Origin of the sequence: Ilumatobacter coccineus YM16-304 (genome assembly GCF_000348785.1) — a bacterium.
Lineage (GTDB): Bacteria > Actinomycetota > Acidimicrobiia > Acidimicrobiales > Ilumatobacteraceae > Ilumatobacter_A > Ilumatobacter_A coccineus.
The window spans coordinates 2,902,200-2,918,626 of sequence record NC_020520.1; the positions used below are offsets into that span (position 1 = coordinate 2,902,200).

The window sequence follows — 16,427 nt, forward strand, 5'->3', positions numbered from 1 at the left end:
TCGGGCGAGCGATCAGCGCGGGCCGAGCGACGCTGCGTCGGGGCCGCTCGGGTAAGTGCTCACTCGTTCGCCGAAGGCATCCCAGAGCGGCTGGTACTTGTCGGGGAGGCTGATGTCGTTGTCGTTGACGATCATCACGAACTCGATCGACGCGCTGCGAGGCGTCGAGATGTATCCGGCGAGCGCCTTGACGGCCGGCGGGTCGCTCTCGAACGGTTCGTTCCCGAGCGTGCCGGTCTTGGCGCGCAGGCGTCCGAGCATGGGCGATTCGAGGAACTCGTCGCTGAGCGTGCCCGACTGGCCGGCGACCGGGAGTCCGTCGTCGAGCGCGGTGCCGTCGAAGCGTTGGAGCAGCTCGATCATCAGGGCACAGGTGACCCGGTTCGACACGCTCAGCCCGGAGCCGTCGTTGAGCACGACGCCCTCGACCGGGAGGTCGAGCGAGGCCAGCGTGTCGAGCATCACCTGCAGGCCGGCGACGCGTGACCCGTTCCCGGCCCCGACCACGCCGATCTCCTTCACGAGCATCTCGGCGGTGTTGTTGTCGCTGGTGACGAGCATCTCCGCGATCACGTCGGTGAGGGGCGCCGACTGCACCGATCCGACCACCGGCACCAGGGTCGAGGTGACACCGCTCCCCCATCCGTTGTCGACGCGCACGCCCCGATTGCCGAGCAGGCGAGCGAACTCGCGGGCGGCACCGAGATTGGGATCGCTGTCGACCGACGATCGGCCGCGCACTCGTCCGTCGTTGGCGAGCAGGGCGTCGTAGGGGCCGGCATCGACACCGGCGATGCCGTCGGCCCACTCGGGCACGAAGAACTCGTCGTCGTAGCGGGTGCCGTCTCCGATGATGGTGCCTCTGATCCGCGACACGCCGGCTTCGACCACCGCATCGGCGAGGACGTCGAGCGAGGTCGTGTTGAACGCCGGGAGCCGGTCGTCGTCGATCGGATAGTCGTCGCTGGTGAGGAGCGGATCGCCACCCCCGATGAGGAAGATGTCGCCGTCGACCACGCCGTCGACCGGCGTCGGCACGGCGACCGACGTGGTGAAACGATGATCCGGGCCGAGCACCTCGAGCGCCATGGCGGCGACGATCAGCTTCTGATTGCTCGCCGGGATCACCGGAAGATCGAGGTTCTTGCTCGACACGACCGAACCGCCGACCGACACCGCGCCGCACGACCGATCGCTGAGGAACGAGAACACCGGATCGACCGACGCGCCCAGTTGGCGGGCGCTCGCGATGTCGGCCACGGCGCTCGGAGCACGCCGATAGTCGAAGAGTGCGGTCGCCAACGCGTCGATCTGCGCTTCGCTGTCCGCCGGCACGTCGCCGTCGTCCGCCGACGATTCGCGATCGTCACGGATGCCGTTGCCGTCGGCGTCGACACCACCGTCGAGATCGGGCTCGAAGAATCCGGGGTCGGGTGCCTCGCCGCTGAGTTCGGCGACCGCGGCCCGTGTGGCCTCGTACTGGTCGGCCTCGTCGTCGGCCCAGCGTTGCAGCGCGTAGAGCCCCAGCGTCGGGACGAGCGCGATCGCCAGCAGCGCGATCAACGGCGAGCGCGGGTACCGGATCGGCGCCGCGACGAGGTCGATGTCGTCGTCTGGTCGATCGAGCTCCGACGACGAGTCCATCAGATCGGCCCCAGATCAGCCGGGGTCGGCCCCGCCGGATACGTGGCCAGCAGGTCGGCGAGTTCGTTCCAGACCGGGCGGTACTCGCTCTGGTCGGAGATCGTCGGACCGTTGAGGACGAGCGCGTACTCCACGGCTCCCCCGCCGTCGACGGGCACGTAGCCGGCGAGCGCCTTCACGGCGGGCGGGTCTTCGTTGAACGGCGGGTTGTTGAGCGTTCCGGTCTTGCCGAGCAGTCGCCCGGCGAGCGGATGGTCGACGAAGATGTCGGACAGCGTGCCGGTCTCGCCGGCGACGGGGAGCCCGGCACCGACCGCCGACGTCACGTCGTAGCGCTGGAGCACCGCGATGAGCGCGTCGCAGGTGAGCAGGTTCTCGAGGCTGAGCCCCGAACCGTCGCTGAGGCGCAGCGCGGAGGTGTCGACGCCCCACTCGAGCAGCGTCGCCGCCATGGCGTCGAGCCCTGCCTGGCGGGTGCCGGAAGCGCCGCCGGTGGCGGCGAATCCGATCTCCTTGACCATCAACTCGGCGGTGTTGTTGTCGCTGTTGGCCAGCATCTCCTGGACCACGGCGGTCAGCGGTTGCGAGTCGATCGAGGCGATCTCGTGAAACCCGTCGGGCAGCACGCCGATGCTGCCGCTGGCGGGCTCGCCGGCGACGGTGATGCCACGTTCGGAGAGCAGACGCGTGAACTCGCGGGCTGCGCCCGAGTTCGGGTCGTTGGCTCGCTGGTCTTCTCCGAGCACGCGGGCGTCGTTGGCCATCAGCGCGTCGTACGGTCCGGCCTCGAGGCCGGCGACACCGTTTCCCCACCCGGGAGCGAAGAACTCGTCGTCGTACCGGCTGCCGTCACCGAGCACCGAGCCGGTGATCGTGGTGACACCGGCCTGCTGGACCCGGTCGGCCAGTTCGTCGAGCGAGGTCTGGTTGAACACGGGCCGACGTTCGAGGTTGGAGGTCGGGTACCAGTTCGAGGTGAGCAACGGGTCGCCGCCGCCGAACAGCACGAGGTCACCGTCGACGACGCCGTCGACCGGACTGTCGGCCGCGGCCACTCGTGTGCGGTAGGTGAAGTCCGCTCCGAGCACCTCGAGCGCCACCGCCGCCACCACGATCTTCTGATTGCTCGCCGGAATCACCGGCAATGCCCCGTTCTGACTCCCCACGGGCACGCCGTCGACCGAGATCGAGACACAACTGCGCTCGTTGATCGACGCCAGGAACGGCACGGCGTCGGCACGGAACCGTTCGATGTTCAACTCGCGCGACAGCACGGTCGGCATGCGCCGGAACGTGAGGACTTCGTTGACCAGCGGGTCGGGTGGCGGTGCGGGTGCGACCACGGTGCTCGGCGTGGGTGGCACCGGGTCGGCCGTGTCGACCTTGCCGTCCGACCACGAGAACAGCGAGTACAGCGCCAGCGCCGGGACGAGCGCGAACAGACCGAGCACGATCAGCGGGCCGGGGCCCGTCGGGCGTCGCCGCGCGGGCGGGCGCGTTCGACCGCCGGTCTGTGGCCGGGCCAGGTCCGGGGGAATCCGGTTCACAGGCCGCGGGCCTGCCGATACTTGACGTGTCGCGTGAGATGACCGAGCGCGACGGCGGCGCGTTCACCACTCGGGTAGCACAGGCGCCCGCTCGCGCGCACGGCAACCGGACCGGCGTTGCTGGGGTCGGCCACGGCGAGTTCGGTCGACGTGAGGATCGGCTTGCCGGTCTCGACGCTGAGGGCGTGCGCGGCTTCGGCGAAGCGAGTGTCTTGGCGCTCGTGGTACTCGACGATGCGCTCGATGCCGTGATCGGGGTAGAAGCGCCCGTGGCGCATCATCTGTGCCTGGTTCGACTGGATGCCGAGCCCGAGATAGATGATCGAGTGCACGTCCGGGTGGTGGGCCACCAGGCTCAGTACCTCGGGGATCGTGTCACGGGTTTCGCCACCGGCACAGTCGATCGGGTTGTTGCGACTCCACCGCGGCGGCAGCTTCTCGTCGATCGCCGCGAGCAGGTCGTCAGGCAGGGTGAGCAGTTCGAGGTCGGGGTCGCGGGTGATCGCATCGGCGGTCACCACACCCCAGCCGCCGACCGTCGTGACGACGACCGTGTTGGGTCCGGCCGGGAGCGGCTGCGTCGCGAAGGTCGCGGCGGCCTCAAAGGCCTCCTCGATGCTGGCGGCGCGGGTGATGCCGGCGGCGCGGCAGGCACCGTCGAACACCTTGTCGTCGGCGGCGAGCGCACCGGTGTGGCTGGCCGCTGCCTGCGCGCCGCCTTCGGTCGAGCCTCCCTTGACGAGCACGAGCGGCTTGCGCTTCGCCGCTTCGCCCAAACGGTCCATGAGGCCGCGGCCATCGGTGATGCCTTCGAGGTACGCCAGGCCGACCGCAGTGGCCGGGTCGTCGGCGTAGAAGTCGAGATAGTCGGCCACGCCGACGGCGGCGGCGTTGCCGGCCGACACGGCGCGGCTGATGCCGACGCCGCTCGCCTTCGCGTGGTTGAGGAAGCTCGACACGAAGTTGCCACTCTGGCTGGCCACGCCGATCTTGCCGGCGGGCGGGTACGGAGCGACGATCTGGACACACATGTCGACCGGCGTGCTCACGACTCCCTGGCCGTTCGGGCCGGCGAGCAGGATCCCGAGTTCGTCGGCGAGCGCGACGAGATCGGCCTGCGCCTTGATGCCCTCGTCGCCCGCCTCGCCGTATCCGGCCGACGTGAGGAACGCGGCGCGGATGCCCTTCTTCGCGCAGGCGCGGAGCAGATCGGGGTTCGCCGATGCCGGCGTGCACACGAACACGAGGTCGATCGCATCGTCGGGAAGCGACTCGATGTCGGCGACCGTGTCGACGCCGAGGACGTTCTCGCCCTTGAGGTTCGTGCCGTACACGCCGCCCTGGTACCCGTTGGACAGCAGGTTGTGGAGCGAGACGAACCCGAACTTGCCGGGGTGCGTGGAGGCGCCGGTGACGAGCACGCCCTTGGGCTCGAAGAGCGCGGCGAACTGCTCGTCGGTCGGACGCTGGCGCAGCGTGGCTCGACTGGTGTCGGGTTCGCCGATCTCGACGAGACCGTCGACGGCGACGAGTCGGCCGTCGGGGTCGACGATGAGCGGGTTGATGTCGACGCTGGCCACGTCGGGCCGGTCGGCGGCGAGTTGGCCCAGACCGACGAGCAACGAGACGAGTTGGTCACGATCGACGGCGGCCTCGCCGCGGAAGGCGCCGAGCAGCTTCTGCGTCTGCAGGTCGTCAATCATGTCGCCGGCAGTCGCTTGGTCGAGCGGTGCGGGGCGGAACACGACGTCGGCGATCGCTTCGGCGAGGATGCCGCCGAGACCGAGCATCACCATCGCGCCGAACTGGTCGTCACGCACGACGCCGGCGATGAGCTCGCGGTTGCCGCTCACCATCGGGGCGACGAGGACGTCGACGTCACCGTCGGCCGGTGTGGCCGCAGCCAGCAGGTCGGTGGCTGCCGCGACGACGGCGGCACGGTCACCGAGACGGAGCCGCACGAGACCCCGTTCGGTCTTGTGGGCGATCGCGTCGCCGTTGAGCTTGGCGACGACCGGGTAGCCGATGGCATCCGCGGCATCGCCCGCCTCGTCGGCGGTGGCGACGAATCGTTCGGGTGCGATCGGCACTCCGTGGTCGGCGAGCAGGGCTTTGGAGTCGCGCTCGGAGAGCGTGTGTGAGGTCGTCATCGGGCAACACCGTACTTTCGCGCCACCGCTCAACCGAGTCATCGGAGCGGCGCGCGGGAGAGATTTTCGGATCAGGGGGTCGGGTCGAGCGCCGAGTGGAAGAACTCGATGATGTGATCGCGACGTCGAGCGAGCGCCGCCTCGGCCAGCGGGCTCTCATCGAGCAGCCCTTCGAGGAACGGCGCATCGGAGAAGTAGCTGAGCAGGGCGCCGTACCCGGTGAGGAGGAGCTGTGCCGCGTCCTGGGTCCGGAACACACCGGCTGCCATCTCGCGTTCGAAGTACAGCACCGCTTCGTCGAACATGGGGCGCAGGACGCCTGCGAGGTCGATGCCGAGGTGGCTGCCCCCGTCGATCGCCTCTCGCCGCATGAGCGTGACGTAGGCGGGGTTGTCGGCGAAGAACCCGAAGCCGGCGTCGAGGACCTGTTCGACCTTGGCCAGTCCCTTCGCCGGCGACGCGATCGAGTCGGCGAGGCGGAAGAACCAGTCGGACAGGAGCTGCTCGAACACTTCCTGGTACAGCGCGTCCTTGGAGGCGAAGTGATGCAGGAGACTCGGCCGTCGGATGCCGACTTCGGCGGCGATGTCGTTCAGCGATGTGCCGGAATAACCCGCGACGGCGAAGCACTCGCGCGCCGCGTCGAGAATCTGTTCACGAGTCGAGCTCGCATTGCCATTTCCGTCACTCGACATGCCCGACAGACGCTACAACCTGTGAGCAGACCCCCGACCAGCGAATACCGCGCCGCGATCGCTTCGCACGCCACCGCCTGTTGCCAGGTCGCCCGAAAACGACGAACCCGCCGCTCCGGGTGTGGAACGGCGGGTTCTGAATTCAGTGTCTGACCGGGGTCAGGCGGGTGGGTAGACGCCCATCGCCTGCGCCTTCTCGGTCTTCCAGAAGATCTCGGCGATCTCGTCGATGTAGGCGAGCAGCTGCTCACCGACGGCCGGGTCCATCGACTTCTTGGCCTCGCCGGCCTGGTGGGTGGCCTTCCAGAACAGTTCGTGGAGCTGCGGGAACTCTTCGAAGTGCGGAGGTGCGAAGAAGTCGGCCCAGAGCACCATCAGGTGATGCTTGGTCTTCTCGAGGACTTCTTCCTTGATCGAGATGCAACGGGCCCGGAAGACCTCGTCGTCGGACTCGGCGTACTTCTTGGCCGTCTTGACGGCCGAGAGTGCTTCGATCTTGGCCTGGGCGGGGTCGTAGACGCCGCAGTAGAGGTCGCAGTGGGCGTGAGCCACGGTGGCGTTGGCGAAGAGCTTGGCGAACATGTGAGTTCTCACTTTCGAGGGTTGGGTGTTGTCGGCACGTCGGACGTTGCCAGGGGGTGTACCTCTCGGAATCTACACCTGTCGACCACCCGTGTCGCCCACCGCAGGTCGATCCCCCATACTCGTGTCGATGAAACCGCTGCGCCGCTTCGTGGTCGCCGACCAGTCGATGGAGCCGACGCTCGTCGACGGACAGGGTCTCGTGGCCGTACGGTCGCGCCGCGCTCGCCCCGGCCAGCTGCGATGCCTCGAGCATCCGCTGCGGCCCGGGTTCTGGTTGGTGAAGCGCGTGGCCTCGGTCGACCCGCACGAGTCGGGCGCGTACATGACGGTCAGTTCCGACAACCGCACGATCGACACGGTCGATTCGCGTCGTTTCGGTGCGGTGCCCGTGGCCGGCTCCTACCGCGTGAGCATCCGCATCCCCCGCCGCCTCATGTGACGCCGTGACGGCGCGCCGTTGCGGTGAACCCCGAACGGATCTGGTCGCACCGTGCAGTTTCGTGAACGGTTCGCAGCCGTTCCGGAGCCCGCACGAACCGGCCTGCGATGCTCTGCAGCATGGATCGTCGCCGCATCGTCGCTGTCGTGTCGCTCGGACTGGTGGGTGCGGTCGTGCTCGCGCTGGTGGCCACCACCGATGACGACGACGCACCGGTTCGCGTCGCAGCCCCGGCGACCGACCTCACATCCGGCGACGTGGCGACTCCCGTGCCGGCCGCAGACGACAGCGCCGAGTCCGAGGTCACCGACGCCGAAGCGGCCACGACCTCCCCCGCACCAGCCGACGCGGATCCGACGCCGGCCGACCCCGACCCAGCAACAATCGACCCGTTGGTTCCCGAGCTACCGGACCGCGGGCCGCACCCGCCGCTTCTGGAGATCGACGGTTGGCTGCAGACCGACATCACGTCGCTCGACGAACTGCGTGGCAAGGTCGTCGCCGTCCAGTTCTGGACGTTCGGATGCAGCAACTGCAAGGCAACGATCCCGCACATGCAGGCGCTGTACGAGAAGTACGGCGGCGACGACTTCGAGATCGTCGGCGTCCATGCTCCCGAGTTCGACTTCGAAGCCGATCCCGATGCCGTGGCGCAAGCGGCGCTCGATCTCGGCGTGTCGTGGCCGATCGCGCTCGACACCGAGAAGCGGTCGTTCCGCTCGTGGCAGACCGATCGACGGTTCTGGCCTCGCCTGTTTCTGATCGATCGCGACGGCAACGTCCGCTACGACAAGATCGGCGAAGGCAAGTACGACGTGATCGACGCTGCTGTCGGCGCCCTCATCGACGAGGACGCGTGAGCCCGTCGCGGAGCGGCGTCTCGTGATCGACGCATTCGCCGAAGCGGTTCGGTCGCTCACCCAGGTGTGCCACCTGGTCGTCGTCGCTCCGGTGGCGATGACCATCCTCGCGGCCAGAGGCCGCTGGCCCGCTGTCGCCGGAGCGATCGGCGGCATCGCTGCAGGCGGCGTGGTGTTCGTGACAAGGTGGATCGTCCTCACCGACGGCCGACTCCGACTGTCGGCGCTGCTCGTCATCGGCGTCGTCGCCATGATCGGGCTGTCGCACCTCGTCCCCGCGCATCGCGGCGAGCGAATCGAGCGGTTCGCGGCGGGTGCCGAGTCGACGTGGGCGGTCGCCGGATCGTCGGCCGTGGTCGGAGCGATCGTCACGCAGTGGTGGCGTCCCTGCGTCGGTGAAGCACTCGGTGAGATCCTCACCCTCGCCCCGAACGACCCGTGGGGGCAGCTGCTCCCGACGATCGGCTTCATGCTGGGGATCTCGCTGCCGCTGCTGGTGATCGGCCTGGCGTACATGGCCTGGCAGCCCTCCCCCGCCGTCGCCACCAGGATCGGCGTGGCTGCCACAGCGGTCGGCATCGTGCTCGCTGCGTCGGTCGTGTTCGGCCAGCACGGCGAGATCGTCGCCCGACTGTTCCAGTGGAGCCAGTGAGGCCCCACTCGCGGGCGAGGCGGAACGGGGAGCGTCGATAGGTTCTGCGGTATGCAGATCGTTTCCGCACTGTTCGTCGAGAACTTCGCGATGCGCGAGGCCCCGGGGCCGTCGACCCGCATCGACATGACCGGCGTGATGTTCAGCCAAGCCGCTCCGTCACCTGCTCCGGTCACCATCGAGCCGCACCTGATCGGGTTGATCTTCTGCCCACCGGGCGACTCGGGCAATGGTGTGTTCGAAGTCGTCTTCCGCCGAGGCGTCGAAGAAGACTCCGAACAGCTCGCTCGCAACGTGAGCCCGTTCCAGGTCGAACCTGGCAAGTTCACCTACCGCCTGGTCAAGGGCGAGCTCGAGTTCCCCGACTACGGCCAGGTCTTCGCGCACTGCCGGGTCGACAAGAACCCGTGGCACCTGGTTCCGTTCACACTTCTTCCTCCCGCCTGATCCCATCCGGTAGCTTGCGATTGTGTCTTTGACCCCAGAACAGGATGCTCAAGCCGTCTCGCTGATTCGTGGAATCTCGATGGATGGCCCGCTCGCCGCCAACAGCGGCCACCAGGGCACGGGCATGGCGCTCGCTCCCCTGGCACACGTGCTCTACAGCCGGGTGATGAACCACGATCCGGCCGATCCGCAGTGGCCCGACCGCGACCGGTTCGTGCTCTCGGTCGGTCACGTGTCGATCATGCAGTACGCCGCCCTGTTCTTGTCGGGGTACGGACTCGAGATCGACGACCTGAAGAACTTCCGGCAGTGGGATTCGAAGACCCCCGGCCACCCCGAGGTCGGTCACACCGCCGGCGTCGAGGTCACGACCGGGCCGCTCGGCCAGGGGTTCGCCAACGCGGTCGGCATGGCCATCGCCGAGGCCAACCAGCGTGCTCGCTTCGGCAGCGACGTGTGCGACCACTACACGTACGCCATCGTCGGTGACGGTTGCCTCATGGAGGGCATCAGCCACGAGGCGGCCGACATGGCCGGCCACCTCGGCCTCGGGCACCTGATCTGCGTGTTCGACGACAACAAGATCACCATCGACGGCGCGACCGACATCACGACCGACGTCGACATGGCCGCCCGCTTCCGGGCGTACGGCTGGGACGTCGTCGAACTGGGTGACGTCGGCGACGAACTCGACACGCTCGAACAGGCCCTCGAAGCCGCCAAGACGACCGACAAGCCGTCGCTGTTGATCCTGCGCACCCACATCGGGCGCCCATCGCCCGACTACGAAGACGACCACTCGGCGCACGGCAACCCGTTCTCGGCCGACGACGTCAGCCGCACCAAAGCCGTCATGGGCATTCCCGACGAACCGTTCTGGGCGCCCGACGAACTGGTGAGCGCCTACCGCTCCACGGTCGGCCAGAAGGGCGCCGATGCGCACGCCGCCTGGGCGGCTCGTGCGGAGGCGACCACCGCCTCCGCCGATTGGACCGCAGCGTTCGCCAGCACCGGCCTCGACGGCTGGGACAGCGACCTGCCCGTCTACGAGCAAGGTGACTCGGTCGCCACGCGCAAGGCCATCCAGAAGGCGCTCGACGCCACCTATGCGAACCTTCCCGGTCTCGTGAGCGGTTCGGCCGACCTCAAGGGCAGCAACGGCGTCGCGCTCGGCGAGTCACACCCGTTCACCGCCGACGCACCCGACGGCCGCTACATCCACTACGGCATCCGCGAGCACGCCATGGGCGCCGCCGCGGTCGGCATGGCTCTGCACGGCGGCGTCCTGCCGGTCACCGCCACGTTCTTCGTGTTCGCCGACTACATGCGACCCGCCATCCGGCTGGCATCGCTGTCGGGCGCCAAGGTCTGCTTCGTGTTCACGCACGACTCGGTCGGCGTCGGTGAAGACGGTCCCACGCACCAACCGGTCGAGCAACTCGCCTCGCTGCGCTGCATGCCCGGCCTCCACGTCGTGCGCCCCGCCGACGGCAACGAGACCATCCAGGCCTGGGCCGACGTGGTGCGCCACGACGGCCCGTCCGCGTTGGTGCTGAGCCGCCAGAACATCCCGGTCACCACCGACGGTTCCGCCGTCGCCGCCGGCGCCGGCATCGTCCACGAACCCGACGACGACGCTCGGGTGATCCTGCTCGCCACCGGATCCGAGGTCGCCGTGTGCGTCGACGCCGCTGCCGAGTTGGCCGAAGCCGGTATCGCTGCACGCGTCGTGAGCATGCCGAGCTGGGATCGCTTCGCCGAGCAGGCCCCCGACGTGCGCGCCCAGATCCTGCCGGCCGGTGTGCCGGTGCTGTCGGTCGAGGCCGGCGTCACCTTCGGCTGGGCTGCCTACGCCGACGACTCGATCGGCATCGACCGGTTCGGTGCCAGCGCACCCGGATCCGTCGTCCTCGACAAGCTCGGCATCAACGTCGCACACGTCGTCGAGCGGGCCACCGCACTCGTCAACTGAATCTCGAAACGAACCTGGAGCACATCATGAGCGAACGTCTCGTCGATCTCTACAACGAGCAGGGCCAGAGCGCCTGGCTCGACAACCTCAAGCGTGACTACATCACGTCCGGCAAACTCGTCGACATCCGTGACAGCGGCGTGCGCGGCCTCACCTCGAACCCGTCGATCTTCCAAAAGGCGATCCAAGGCTCGTCCGACTACGACGAGCAGTTCCGTGAGATCGCCGCCGACGGTGGTTCGACCATCGACGACTACTGGTCGCTCGTCATCCGTGACATCCACGGAGCCTGCGACGTGTTCTCGAAGGTGTACGACCACTCCGACGGCGTCGACGGCTACGTGAGCGTCGAAGTCGCTCCCGACCTCGCCCACGATGGTCCCGGCACCGAGGCTGCCGCCCGCGAACTGCACGAGCGGATCAACCGACGCAACCTGATGGTGAAGATTCCCGGCACCGAAGCCGGTCTCGCTCCGATCGAGCAGATGATCGCCGAAGGTCGCAGCATCAACGTCACGCTGATCTTCTCGCTGCCGCGCTACGAGAAGGTCATCGAGGCCTACATCTCGGGGCTCGAGCAGTTCGCTACCGACCCCGACGCCGATCTGTCACAGGTCGCCAGCGTCGCGTCGTTCTTCATCAGCCGCGTCGACGTCGAAGTCGACAAGCGGCTCGAAGCCAACGGTTCCGACGAAGCGCTGGCACTCCGCGGCAAGGCTGCCGTCGCTCAGGGTCAACTGGCCTACAAGTTGTTTCTCGACAAGTTCTCCGGCGAACGTTGGGAGAAGCTCGCGGCGCGTGGCGCCCGGGTGCAACGTCCGCTGTGGGCGTCGACCTCGACGAAGAACGACGCCTATCCCGACACGTTGTACGTCGACGAACTCATCGGCCCCGACACGGTCAACACGCTGCCCGACGCCACGCTCGATGCCTTCGCCGACCACGGCACGCTCGCTCGCACCGTCGACGCCGACTTCGCTGCGGCCGAAGCCATCTGGGCAGCGTTGCCGGGCGTCGGTGTCGACATGGACGACGTGGCCGATCAACTCGAACGCGAAGGCGTGTCGAGCTTCCAAGCGGCGTTCGACGAACTCATCGAAGCGCTCGAAGCCAAGGCCTCCGACTTCAAGAAGTAAGGCTCGCCGCTCGGCGGTCTGTACACAGCGGTCCAGCGCCCCGCTGCTCGTCTCGAGACCCTCGGCTTGTCTCAGGACGTCTCGACGACGATGCGGTGGTAGCCCTGTGCGCCATCGGGGGCGACGGCCTTGGGCTCCATCGGCTGGGGCTCGCCATCGCCATCGATGGCTCGCACTTCGATCGCGTGCCGGCCGGCGGCCACGGTGCTGGTGTCCCAGTCGTAGACCCACTGCACCCACGTGTCGGCGCTCGGCACCGTCCCCATCTCGGCGTCGAGCCACTCACCGTCATCGACACGGATCTGCACACCCGACACCCCACGGTGCACCGCCCAGGCCACGCCGCCGATCGGTACCACGCCCGAGGCATCACGACCGCTGCGCGGCGTGTCGATGCGGGCCATCGTCTTGACCGGACCGAGCTTCGACCAGCCGCGCGGGATCCAGTAGGCGTCGAAGTCCTCCCAGCGCGTGAGGCGGATGTCGGTGACCCACTTCGTGGCCGACACGTAGCCGAACAGGCCGGGCACCACAATGCGCACGGGGAAGCCATGCTGTGCCGGCAGCGGCTTGCCGTTCATGCCGAATGCGAGCATCGCGTCGCGGCCGTCCATGATCGCCTCGATCGGCGACCCGCAGGTCCAGCCGTCGATCGATCGGCTGACGAGCTGCTCGGCGCCTTCCTGGAGGCCCGCTTCCTCGAGGATGGGCTTGAGCAGCACCCCTTGCCACAACGCGTTGCCGACGAGATCGCCGCCCACCGGGTTCGACACACACGACAGGGTGATGTGTCGTTCGACCTGATCACGTTCGAGCAGATCGGCATAGGTGAGTTCGACCTCGTTGTCGACGAGGCCCGAGATGCTGAGCTTCCAGGTGTCACGAGCCACCTGGGGAACGACCAACGCTGTGTCGATCCGGTAGAAGTCGTCGTTCGGCACGACGAACGACTCGATGCCGTCGACGCCGAGTTCGGCGCCGGCGATCGACGGAGCACGGTCGATGACCACGTCGGCGGCGTCGACGAGCACGTCGCCGGCCTCGGTCGCCGATGTGCCGGCGCTGGCTTGGCCGGGGAGCACGAAGTCGGTGTCGACCTCGAAGCGTTGCTGCAGCACGCGTCCGATACCGCCCGTCACGGCCGCAGCCGATCCGATCGTGACCGCGCCCATCATGAACTGGCGCCGGTCGGGTCCCATCACGACCGGTCGCCCGGTGTCGTCGTCGACAGGACCCGGGCGAGGTGACAGCCACCAGAGCACCCCGAGCGACACGGCGGTGCCGACGATGGTGGGCATGAACTTGCCGAGCGTCGGCTCGGGCCGGAGCCACACGGCCCACGCGCCCATCACGCCGACCGCACCCGTGAGTGCGTAGGCGAAGGCCCGTTCCCCACGAACAGCGAGCACGCCGATGATCGCGCCGAGACCGAGTACCACGATCAACGCGCCGGCGACGAGAACGGCCTTGTCGTTGGTGCCGAACTGCTCGATCGCCCAGTCCTTCAACCACTTCGGGGTGATGTCGATGAACTCCTGCCCCACCGGCACGACGGGCGACGACGAGCCCCGAATCAGTCCGACGATCAGCTCGGCGACGGCAAGTCCGGCGGCCGTCGCCAGCAAGCCGAGTCCGAGCCCGCGCCAGAGCGACACTCGCTCGGTCGACGACCCACGTGGATCGCCGCCATCACGGCTGCCGTTGTTGTCGGCAACGTGAACATCGGCGAGAACATCGTCGCCGGTCGCGGCATCGTCGGGTTGCGCGCCGTAGAGTCCGCTTTTCATGGAACCAGATGTACCCGACTCCGTCGTCGAACGGGCGCGTTCTGTCGTTGCCGACCTCGGAGTTTCCAAAGATGTTCGGCTGGCGGAATCACTTGTTTCCGAAGCGCTCGGACTCATCACCGACCAGCCTGACACGCTCGATCTGAAGATCGCCACCGCAGCGCTCACCGAGATGCGTGCGGCGTACTCCGTCTTCGCACCGTTTCGCGACGAGCGCAAGGTGTCGATCTTCGGTTCTGCGCGCACCAAGCCCGACGATCCGCTCTACGACCAGGCGCGCCGATTGGCCGCCGATCTGGCCGACCGCGGGTGGATGACGGTGACCGGCGCCGGGCCCGGGATCATGGAGGCGGGCATGGAGGGCGCCGGTCGAGACCGCTCGATCGGCGTGTCGATTCGTCTCCCGTTCGAGTCCGGAGCCAACTCGATCATCGCCGGCGACCACAAGCACGTGAGCATGAAGTACTTCTTCACGCGCAAGTTGATGCTCGTGAAGGAATCGCAAGCCTTCGTGTGTCTGCCCGGCGGCGTCGGCACCCTCGACGAGACCTTCGAACTCCTCACGCTCACGCAGACCGGCAAGGGCCTCCCCGTCCCGATCGTGCTGCTCGATGCACCCGGCGACGACTACTGGGAGTCGGTCGACGCTCTGATTCGCAATCAACTGGTCCCACGCGGCCTCGTCTCGCCCGACGACACCGGGCTGTACACGATCACCGACTCGGCGGACGTCGCCTGTGAGATCATCGAACGCTTCTACTCGAACTACCACTCGATCCGCTTCGTCGGTGACCGCCTGGTGGTTCGGATGCAGCAGGGTCCGACCGACGCCCAACTCGACGACGTCAACGACCGGTTCGCTCACCTGTTGGCGTCGGGTCGGATCGAGCGGTCCGGTCCGAGCAAGCTGGAGCAACGAGAGGACGACGAACTCGAACTCGACCGCCTCGCGTTCGACTTCACGAAGCACGGCTACGGCGACCTGATCGCCATGATCGGCGACATCAACTCCTGGGTCGCCTGACCCGGACGGTTTGTCTCAGAGACAAACCGTCCGGTCAGCCGAGTTCGCGGAGGATGTGAGCGGCTTTCTCGATCGCTCGGCGCGCCTGCATCAACCGCTTGTCGTTCGCCGGCCGCTCGATCTCGCCGTCGGCGACCGCCTCGCGCAGTTGGTCGAAGGCGATCTCGTCGAGGTCGTCGGCGACCGCTTGCAGCCGCTCGGCCAGTCGATCGAAGTCGGTCACCGGTCGAGCCCGAGCGCTGCCGCCACGATCTGGACCGGGTGCCGGATCTCGAGCGTGCGGTCGCCCAGCGCAGCCCGGAGATGCATCGAGCACCCCGGGTTGGCGCTCGCCATCAGCGCCACACCGCTGCGATCGGTCGCTCGGTCGATCGCGGCCATCTTGCGATCGCGGATCGTGCCCGCGAGTTCTGGTTGCAGTGCCGAGTATGCGCCACCGGCACCGCAGCACAGGCCGTCGTCGTCGAGTTCGACGAGGTCGGCCACGTGAGCGAGGACGGTGCGCGTCGCCTGGTGCACTCGCTGCACGTGGCGAAGGTGACACGGATCCTGTATCAGCACGAGCGGTCGTTCGGTACCGGTCGCCGCCGGCAGCGCGTCGACCCGCTCGGCCAACCACTCCGACACGTCGACGACGCGACGGGCGAACGTCTCGGCCTCGGGGGTCCCCACGATCGTGCCGTAGTCCTTGAGCGCGGCACCACACCCCGCCGAGTTGACGACGATCGGCGCGTCACCGGGCATCGAGGCCATCGTCTGCTCGGCGAGCTTCACCGTCTGCTCGTGCAGGCCGGCGTGGACGTGCAGCGCACCGCAGCAGCCGCTCTGTTCGGGCACCGCGAACGTCTCGCCGACGTCGCCGATGAGTTGCGCCGTGCTGTGGTGCACCTCGCGCTGCCAGGCATCCATCACACAGCCGGTGTACAGCCACACGCCGGTGCCGGTCGAGGCGAGGGCCGGCGGACGCGTGATCGGGAGTCGGGTGAGTCCGAGACGCTTCGGCACGAGCTTGAGGCGCTGAGCCACGGCCAGCGCCGATGAGCCGGCGAGGAGCAGACGGTGGCGTCCGAGCGCGGCGAAACCGAGCCGCTGCCACCACGGGGTGATCCGCTTGCTCGTGGCCAGCGACGCCCGTGTCTGTTCCATCAGCGCACCGAACTCGACGTTGCTCGGGCAGGCCGGCTCGCAGCCGCGGCACTGCACGCACGTCTCCATGAACTCGACGAACTCGTCGTCGATCGGTGCCCCGTCGAGTTCGACCCCGCGCATCGCGTCAATTCGCCCGCGCGGCGAGTACGCCTCCTCCCCCGTCGACCGAAACGTCGGACAGTGGGGCAGGCACAGACCGCACGACACGCACGACGACAACTGCTCGGGATCGAGGTTCAGGCGAAGCGAGAGGTCGGCCACGACTCGACTCTACGAGGCGTGCACGCGTTCGGACGGCATCGCTCGATTGTGCGGTCGGCGACGGATCGCCGTACGTTCC

At 68.0% G+C, this 16,427-nt stretch carries 15 protein-coding genes; 7 read left to right on the plus strand and 8 right to left on the minus strand.

All coding sequences use genetic code 11. From position 1 onward, the window contains the following. Nucleotides 1–12: 12 nt before the first annotated feature. The 5 genes from dacB (YM304_RS13105) to sodN all read right to left on the minus strand — a co-directional run bounded on the left by dacB (YM304_RS13105) (nucleotide 13) and on the right by sodN (nucleotide 6,618). The gene (gene dacB / locus YM304_RS13105; RefSeq protein WP_015442180.1) at nucleotides 13–1,644 is read right to left on the minus strand and encodes a D-alanyl-D-alanine carboxypeptidase/D-alanyl-D-alanine endopeptidase; all 1,632 of its coding nucleotides are present in this window, start codon (nucleotides 1,642–1,644) and stop codon (nucleotides 13–15) included. Next, nucleotides 1,644–3,095 carry a D-alanyl-D-alanine carboxypeptidase/D-alanyl-D-alanine endopeptidase gene (gene dacB, locus YM304_RS13110; protein ID WP_041298294.1) on the minus strand — a complete coding sequence of 484 codons (1,452 nt, stop codon included), beginning with the start codon at nucleotides 3,093–3,095 and terminating at the stop codon, nucleotides 1,644–1,646. The genes dacB (YM304_RS13105) and dacB (YM304_RS13110) overlap by 1 nt, the downstream gene beginning before the upstream one ends. Before the next feature lie 92 nt (nucleotides 3,096–3,187). After that, nucleotides 3,188–5,341, minus strand: coding sequence for an acetate--CoA ligase family protein (locus tag YM304_RS13115; RefSeq protein WP_015442182.1), 2,154 nt, complete (start codon nucleotides 5,339–5,341; stop codon nucleotides 3,188–3,190). A 71-nt stretch (nucleotides 5,342–5,412) separates the two neighbouring features. Continuing rightward, entirely contained in the window at nucleotides 5,413–6,036 is a 624-nt protein-coding gene (locus YM304_RS22620) for a TetR/AcrR family transcriptional regulator (RefSeq protein WP_015442183.1), read from the minus strand. 159 nt (nucleotides 6,037–6,195) lie between these two features. Further along, nucleotides 6,196–6,618: a superoxide dismutase, Ni gene (gene sodN / locus YM304_RS13125; RefSeq protein WP_015442184.1), complete on the minus strand. Its 423-nt coding sequence runs from the start codon at nucleotides 6,616–6,618 to the stop codon at nucleotides 6,196–6,198. Between the two features lie 130 nt (nucleotides 6,619–6,748). Between sodN and YM304_RS13130 the strand changes: the two genes are divergently transcribed. The 6 genes from YM304_RS13130 (at nucleotide 6,749) to tal (ending at nucleotide 12,127) form a co-directional block, all read left to right on the plus strand. After that, nucleotides 6,749–7,060, plus strand: coding sequence for a S24/S26 family peptidase (locus YM304_RS13130; protein ID WP_070105364.1), 312 nt, complete (start codon nucleotides 6,749–6,751; stop codon nucleotides 7,058–7,060). A gap of 119 nt (nucleotides 7,061–7,179) precedes the next feature. Then, the gene (locus YM304_RS22625; RefSeq protein WP_051071427.1) at nucleotides 7,180–7,920 is read left to right on the plus strand and encodes a redoxin family protein; all 741 of its coding nucleotides are present in this window, start codon (nucleotides 7,180–7,182) and stop codon (nucleotides 7,918–7,920) included. A 22-nt stretch (nucleotides 7,921–7,942) separates the two neighbouring features. Next, a complete protein-coding gene (locus YM304_RS13140) occupies nucleotides 7,943–8,572 on the plus strand; it encodes a hypothetical protein (RefSeq protein WP_015442187.1) in 630 nt (209 codons plus the stop codon). A gap of 51 nt (nucleotides 8,573–8,623) precedes the next feature. Next, a complete protein-coding gene (locus tag YM304_RS13145; protein ID WP_015442188.1) occupies nucleotides 8,624–9,019 on the plus strand; it encodes a hypothetical protein in 396 nt (131 codons plus the stop codon). Between the two features lie 22 nt (nucleotides 9,020–9,041). Beyond that, nucleotides 9,042–10,991: a transketolase gene (gene tkt / locus YM304_RS13150; RefSeq protein WP_015442189.1), complete on the plus strand. Its 1,950-nt coding sequence runs from the start codon at nucleotides 9,042–9,044 to the stop codon at nucleotides 10,989–10,991. 26 nt (nucleotides 10,992–11,017) lie between these two features. Next, the gene (tal, locus tag YM304_RS13155) at nucleotides 11,018–12,127 is read left to right on the plus strand and encodes a transaldolase (protein ID WP_015442190.1); all 1,110 of its coding nucleotides are present in this window, start codon (nucleotides 11,018–11,020) and stop codon (nucleotides 12,125–12,127) included. A 71-nt stretch (nucleotides 12,128–12,198) separates the two neighbouring features. Here tal and YM304_RS13160 read toward each other — a convergent pair whose 3' ends face one another. Then, nucleotides 12,199–13,914, minus strand: a complete 1,716-nt coding sequence (locus YM304_RS13160) for a molybdopterin-dependent oxidoreductase (protein ID WP_051071429.1) — start codon at nucleotides 13,912–13,914, stop codon at nucleotides 12,199–12,201. Here YM304_RS13160 and YM304_RS13165 point away from each other — a divergent pair. After that, the gene (locus YM304_RS13165; protein ID WP_015442192.1) at nucleotides 13,913–14,938 is read left to right on the plus strand and encodes an LOG family protein; all 1,026 of its coding nucleotides are present in this window, start codon (nucleotides 13,913–13,915) and stop codon (nucleotides 14,936–14,938) included. The genes YM304_RS13160 and YM304_RS13165 overlap by 2 nt on opposite strands. A 34-nt stretch (nucleotides 14,939–14,972) precedes the next feature. On the opposite strand, the gene YM304_RS13170 is transcribed toward YM304_RS13165, so the two are convergent. Both YM304_RS13170 and YM304_RS13175 read right to left on the minus strand, forming a co-directional pair. After that, entirely contained in the window at nucleotides 14,973–15,161 is a 189-nt protein-coding gene (locus YM304_RS13170) for a hypothetical protein (protein WP_015442193.1), read from the minus strand. Further along, the gene (locus tag YM304_RS13175) at nucleotides 15,158–16,348 is read right to left on the minus strand and encodes a (Fe-S)-binding protein (RefSeq protein ID WP_015442194.1); all 1,191 of its coding nucleotides are present in this window, start codon (nucleotides 16,346–16,348) and stop codon (nucleotides 15,158–15,160) included. Before YM304_RS13175 ends, YM304_RS13170 begins: the two co-directional genes overlap by 4 nt. Nucleotides 16,349–16,427 lie beyond the last annotated feature (79 nt).

Bases quoted from the DNA above. Each gene is read 5' to 3' on its own strand.
- dacB (WP_015442180.1), bottom strand. From the start codon at position 1,644: ATGGACTCGTCGTCGGAGCTCGATCGACCAGACGACGACATCGACCTC.
- YM304_RS13115 (WP_015442182.1), bottom strand. From the start codon at position 5,341: ATGACGACCTCACACACGCTCTCCGAGCGCGACTCCAAAGCCCTGCTC.
- YM304_RS22620 (WP_015442183.1), bottom strand. From the start codon at position 6,036: ATGTCGAGTGACGGAAATGGCAATGCGAGCTCGACTCGTGAACAGATT.
- sodN (WP_015442184.1), bottom strand. From the start codon at position 6,618: ATGTTCGCCAAGCTCTTCGCCAACGCCACCGTGGCTCACGCCCACTGC.
- YM304_RS13130 (WP_070105364.1), top strand. From the start codon at position 6,749: ATGAAACCGCTGCGCCGCTTCGTGGTCGCCGACCAGTCGATGGAGCCG.
- YM304_RS22625 (WP_051071427.1), top strand. From the start codon at position 7,180: ATGGATCGTCGCCGCATCGTCGCTGTCGTGTCGCTCGGACTGGTGGGT.
- YM304_RS13145 (WP_015442188.1), top strand. From the start codon at position 8,624: ATGCAGATCGTTTCCGCACTGTTCGTCGAGAACTTCGCGATGCGCGAG.
- tal (WP_015442190.1), top strand. From the start codon at position 11,018: ATGAGCGAACGTCTCGTCGATCTCTACAACGAGCAGGGCCAGAGCGCC.
- YM304_RS13165 (WP_015442192.1), top strand. From the start codon at position 13,913: ATGGAACCAGATGTACCCGACTCCGTCGTCGAACGGGCGCGTTCTGTC.
- YM304_RS13160 (WP_051071429.1), bottom strand. From the start codon at position 13,914: ATGAAAAGCGGACTCTACGGCGCGCAACCCGACGATGCCGCGACCGGC.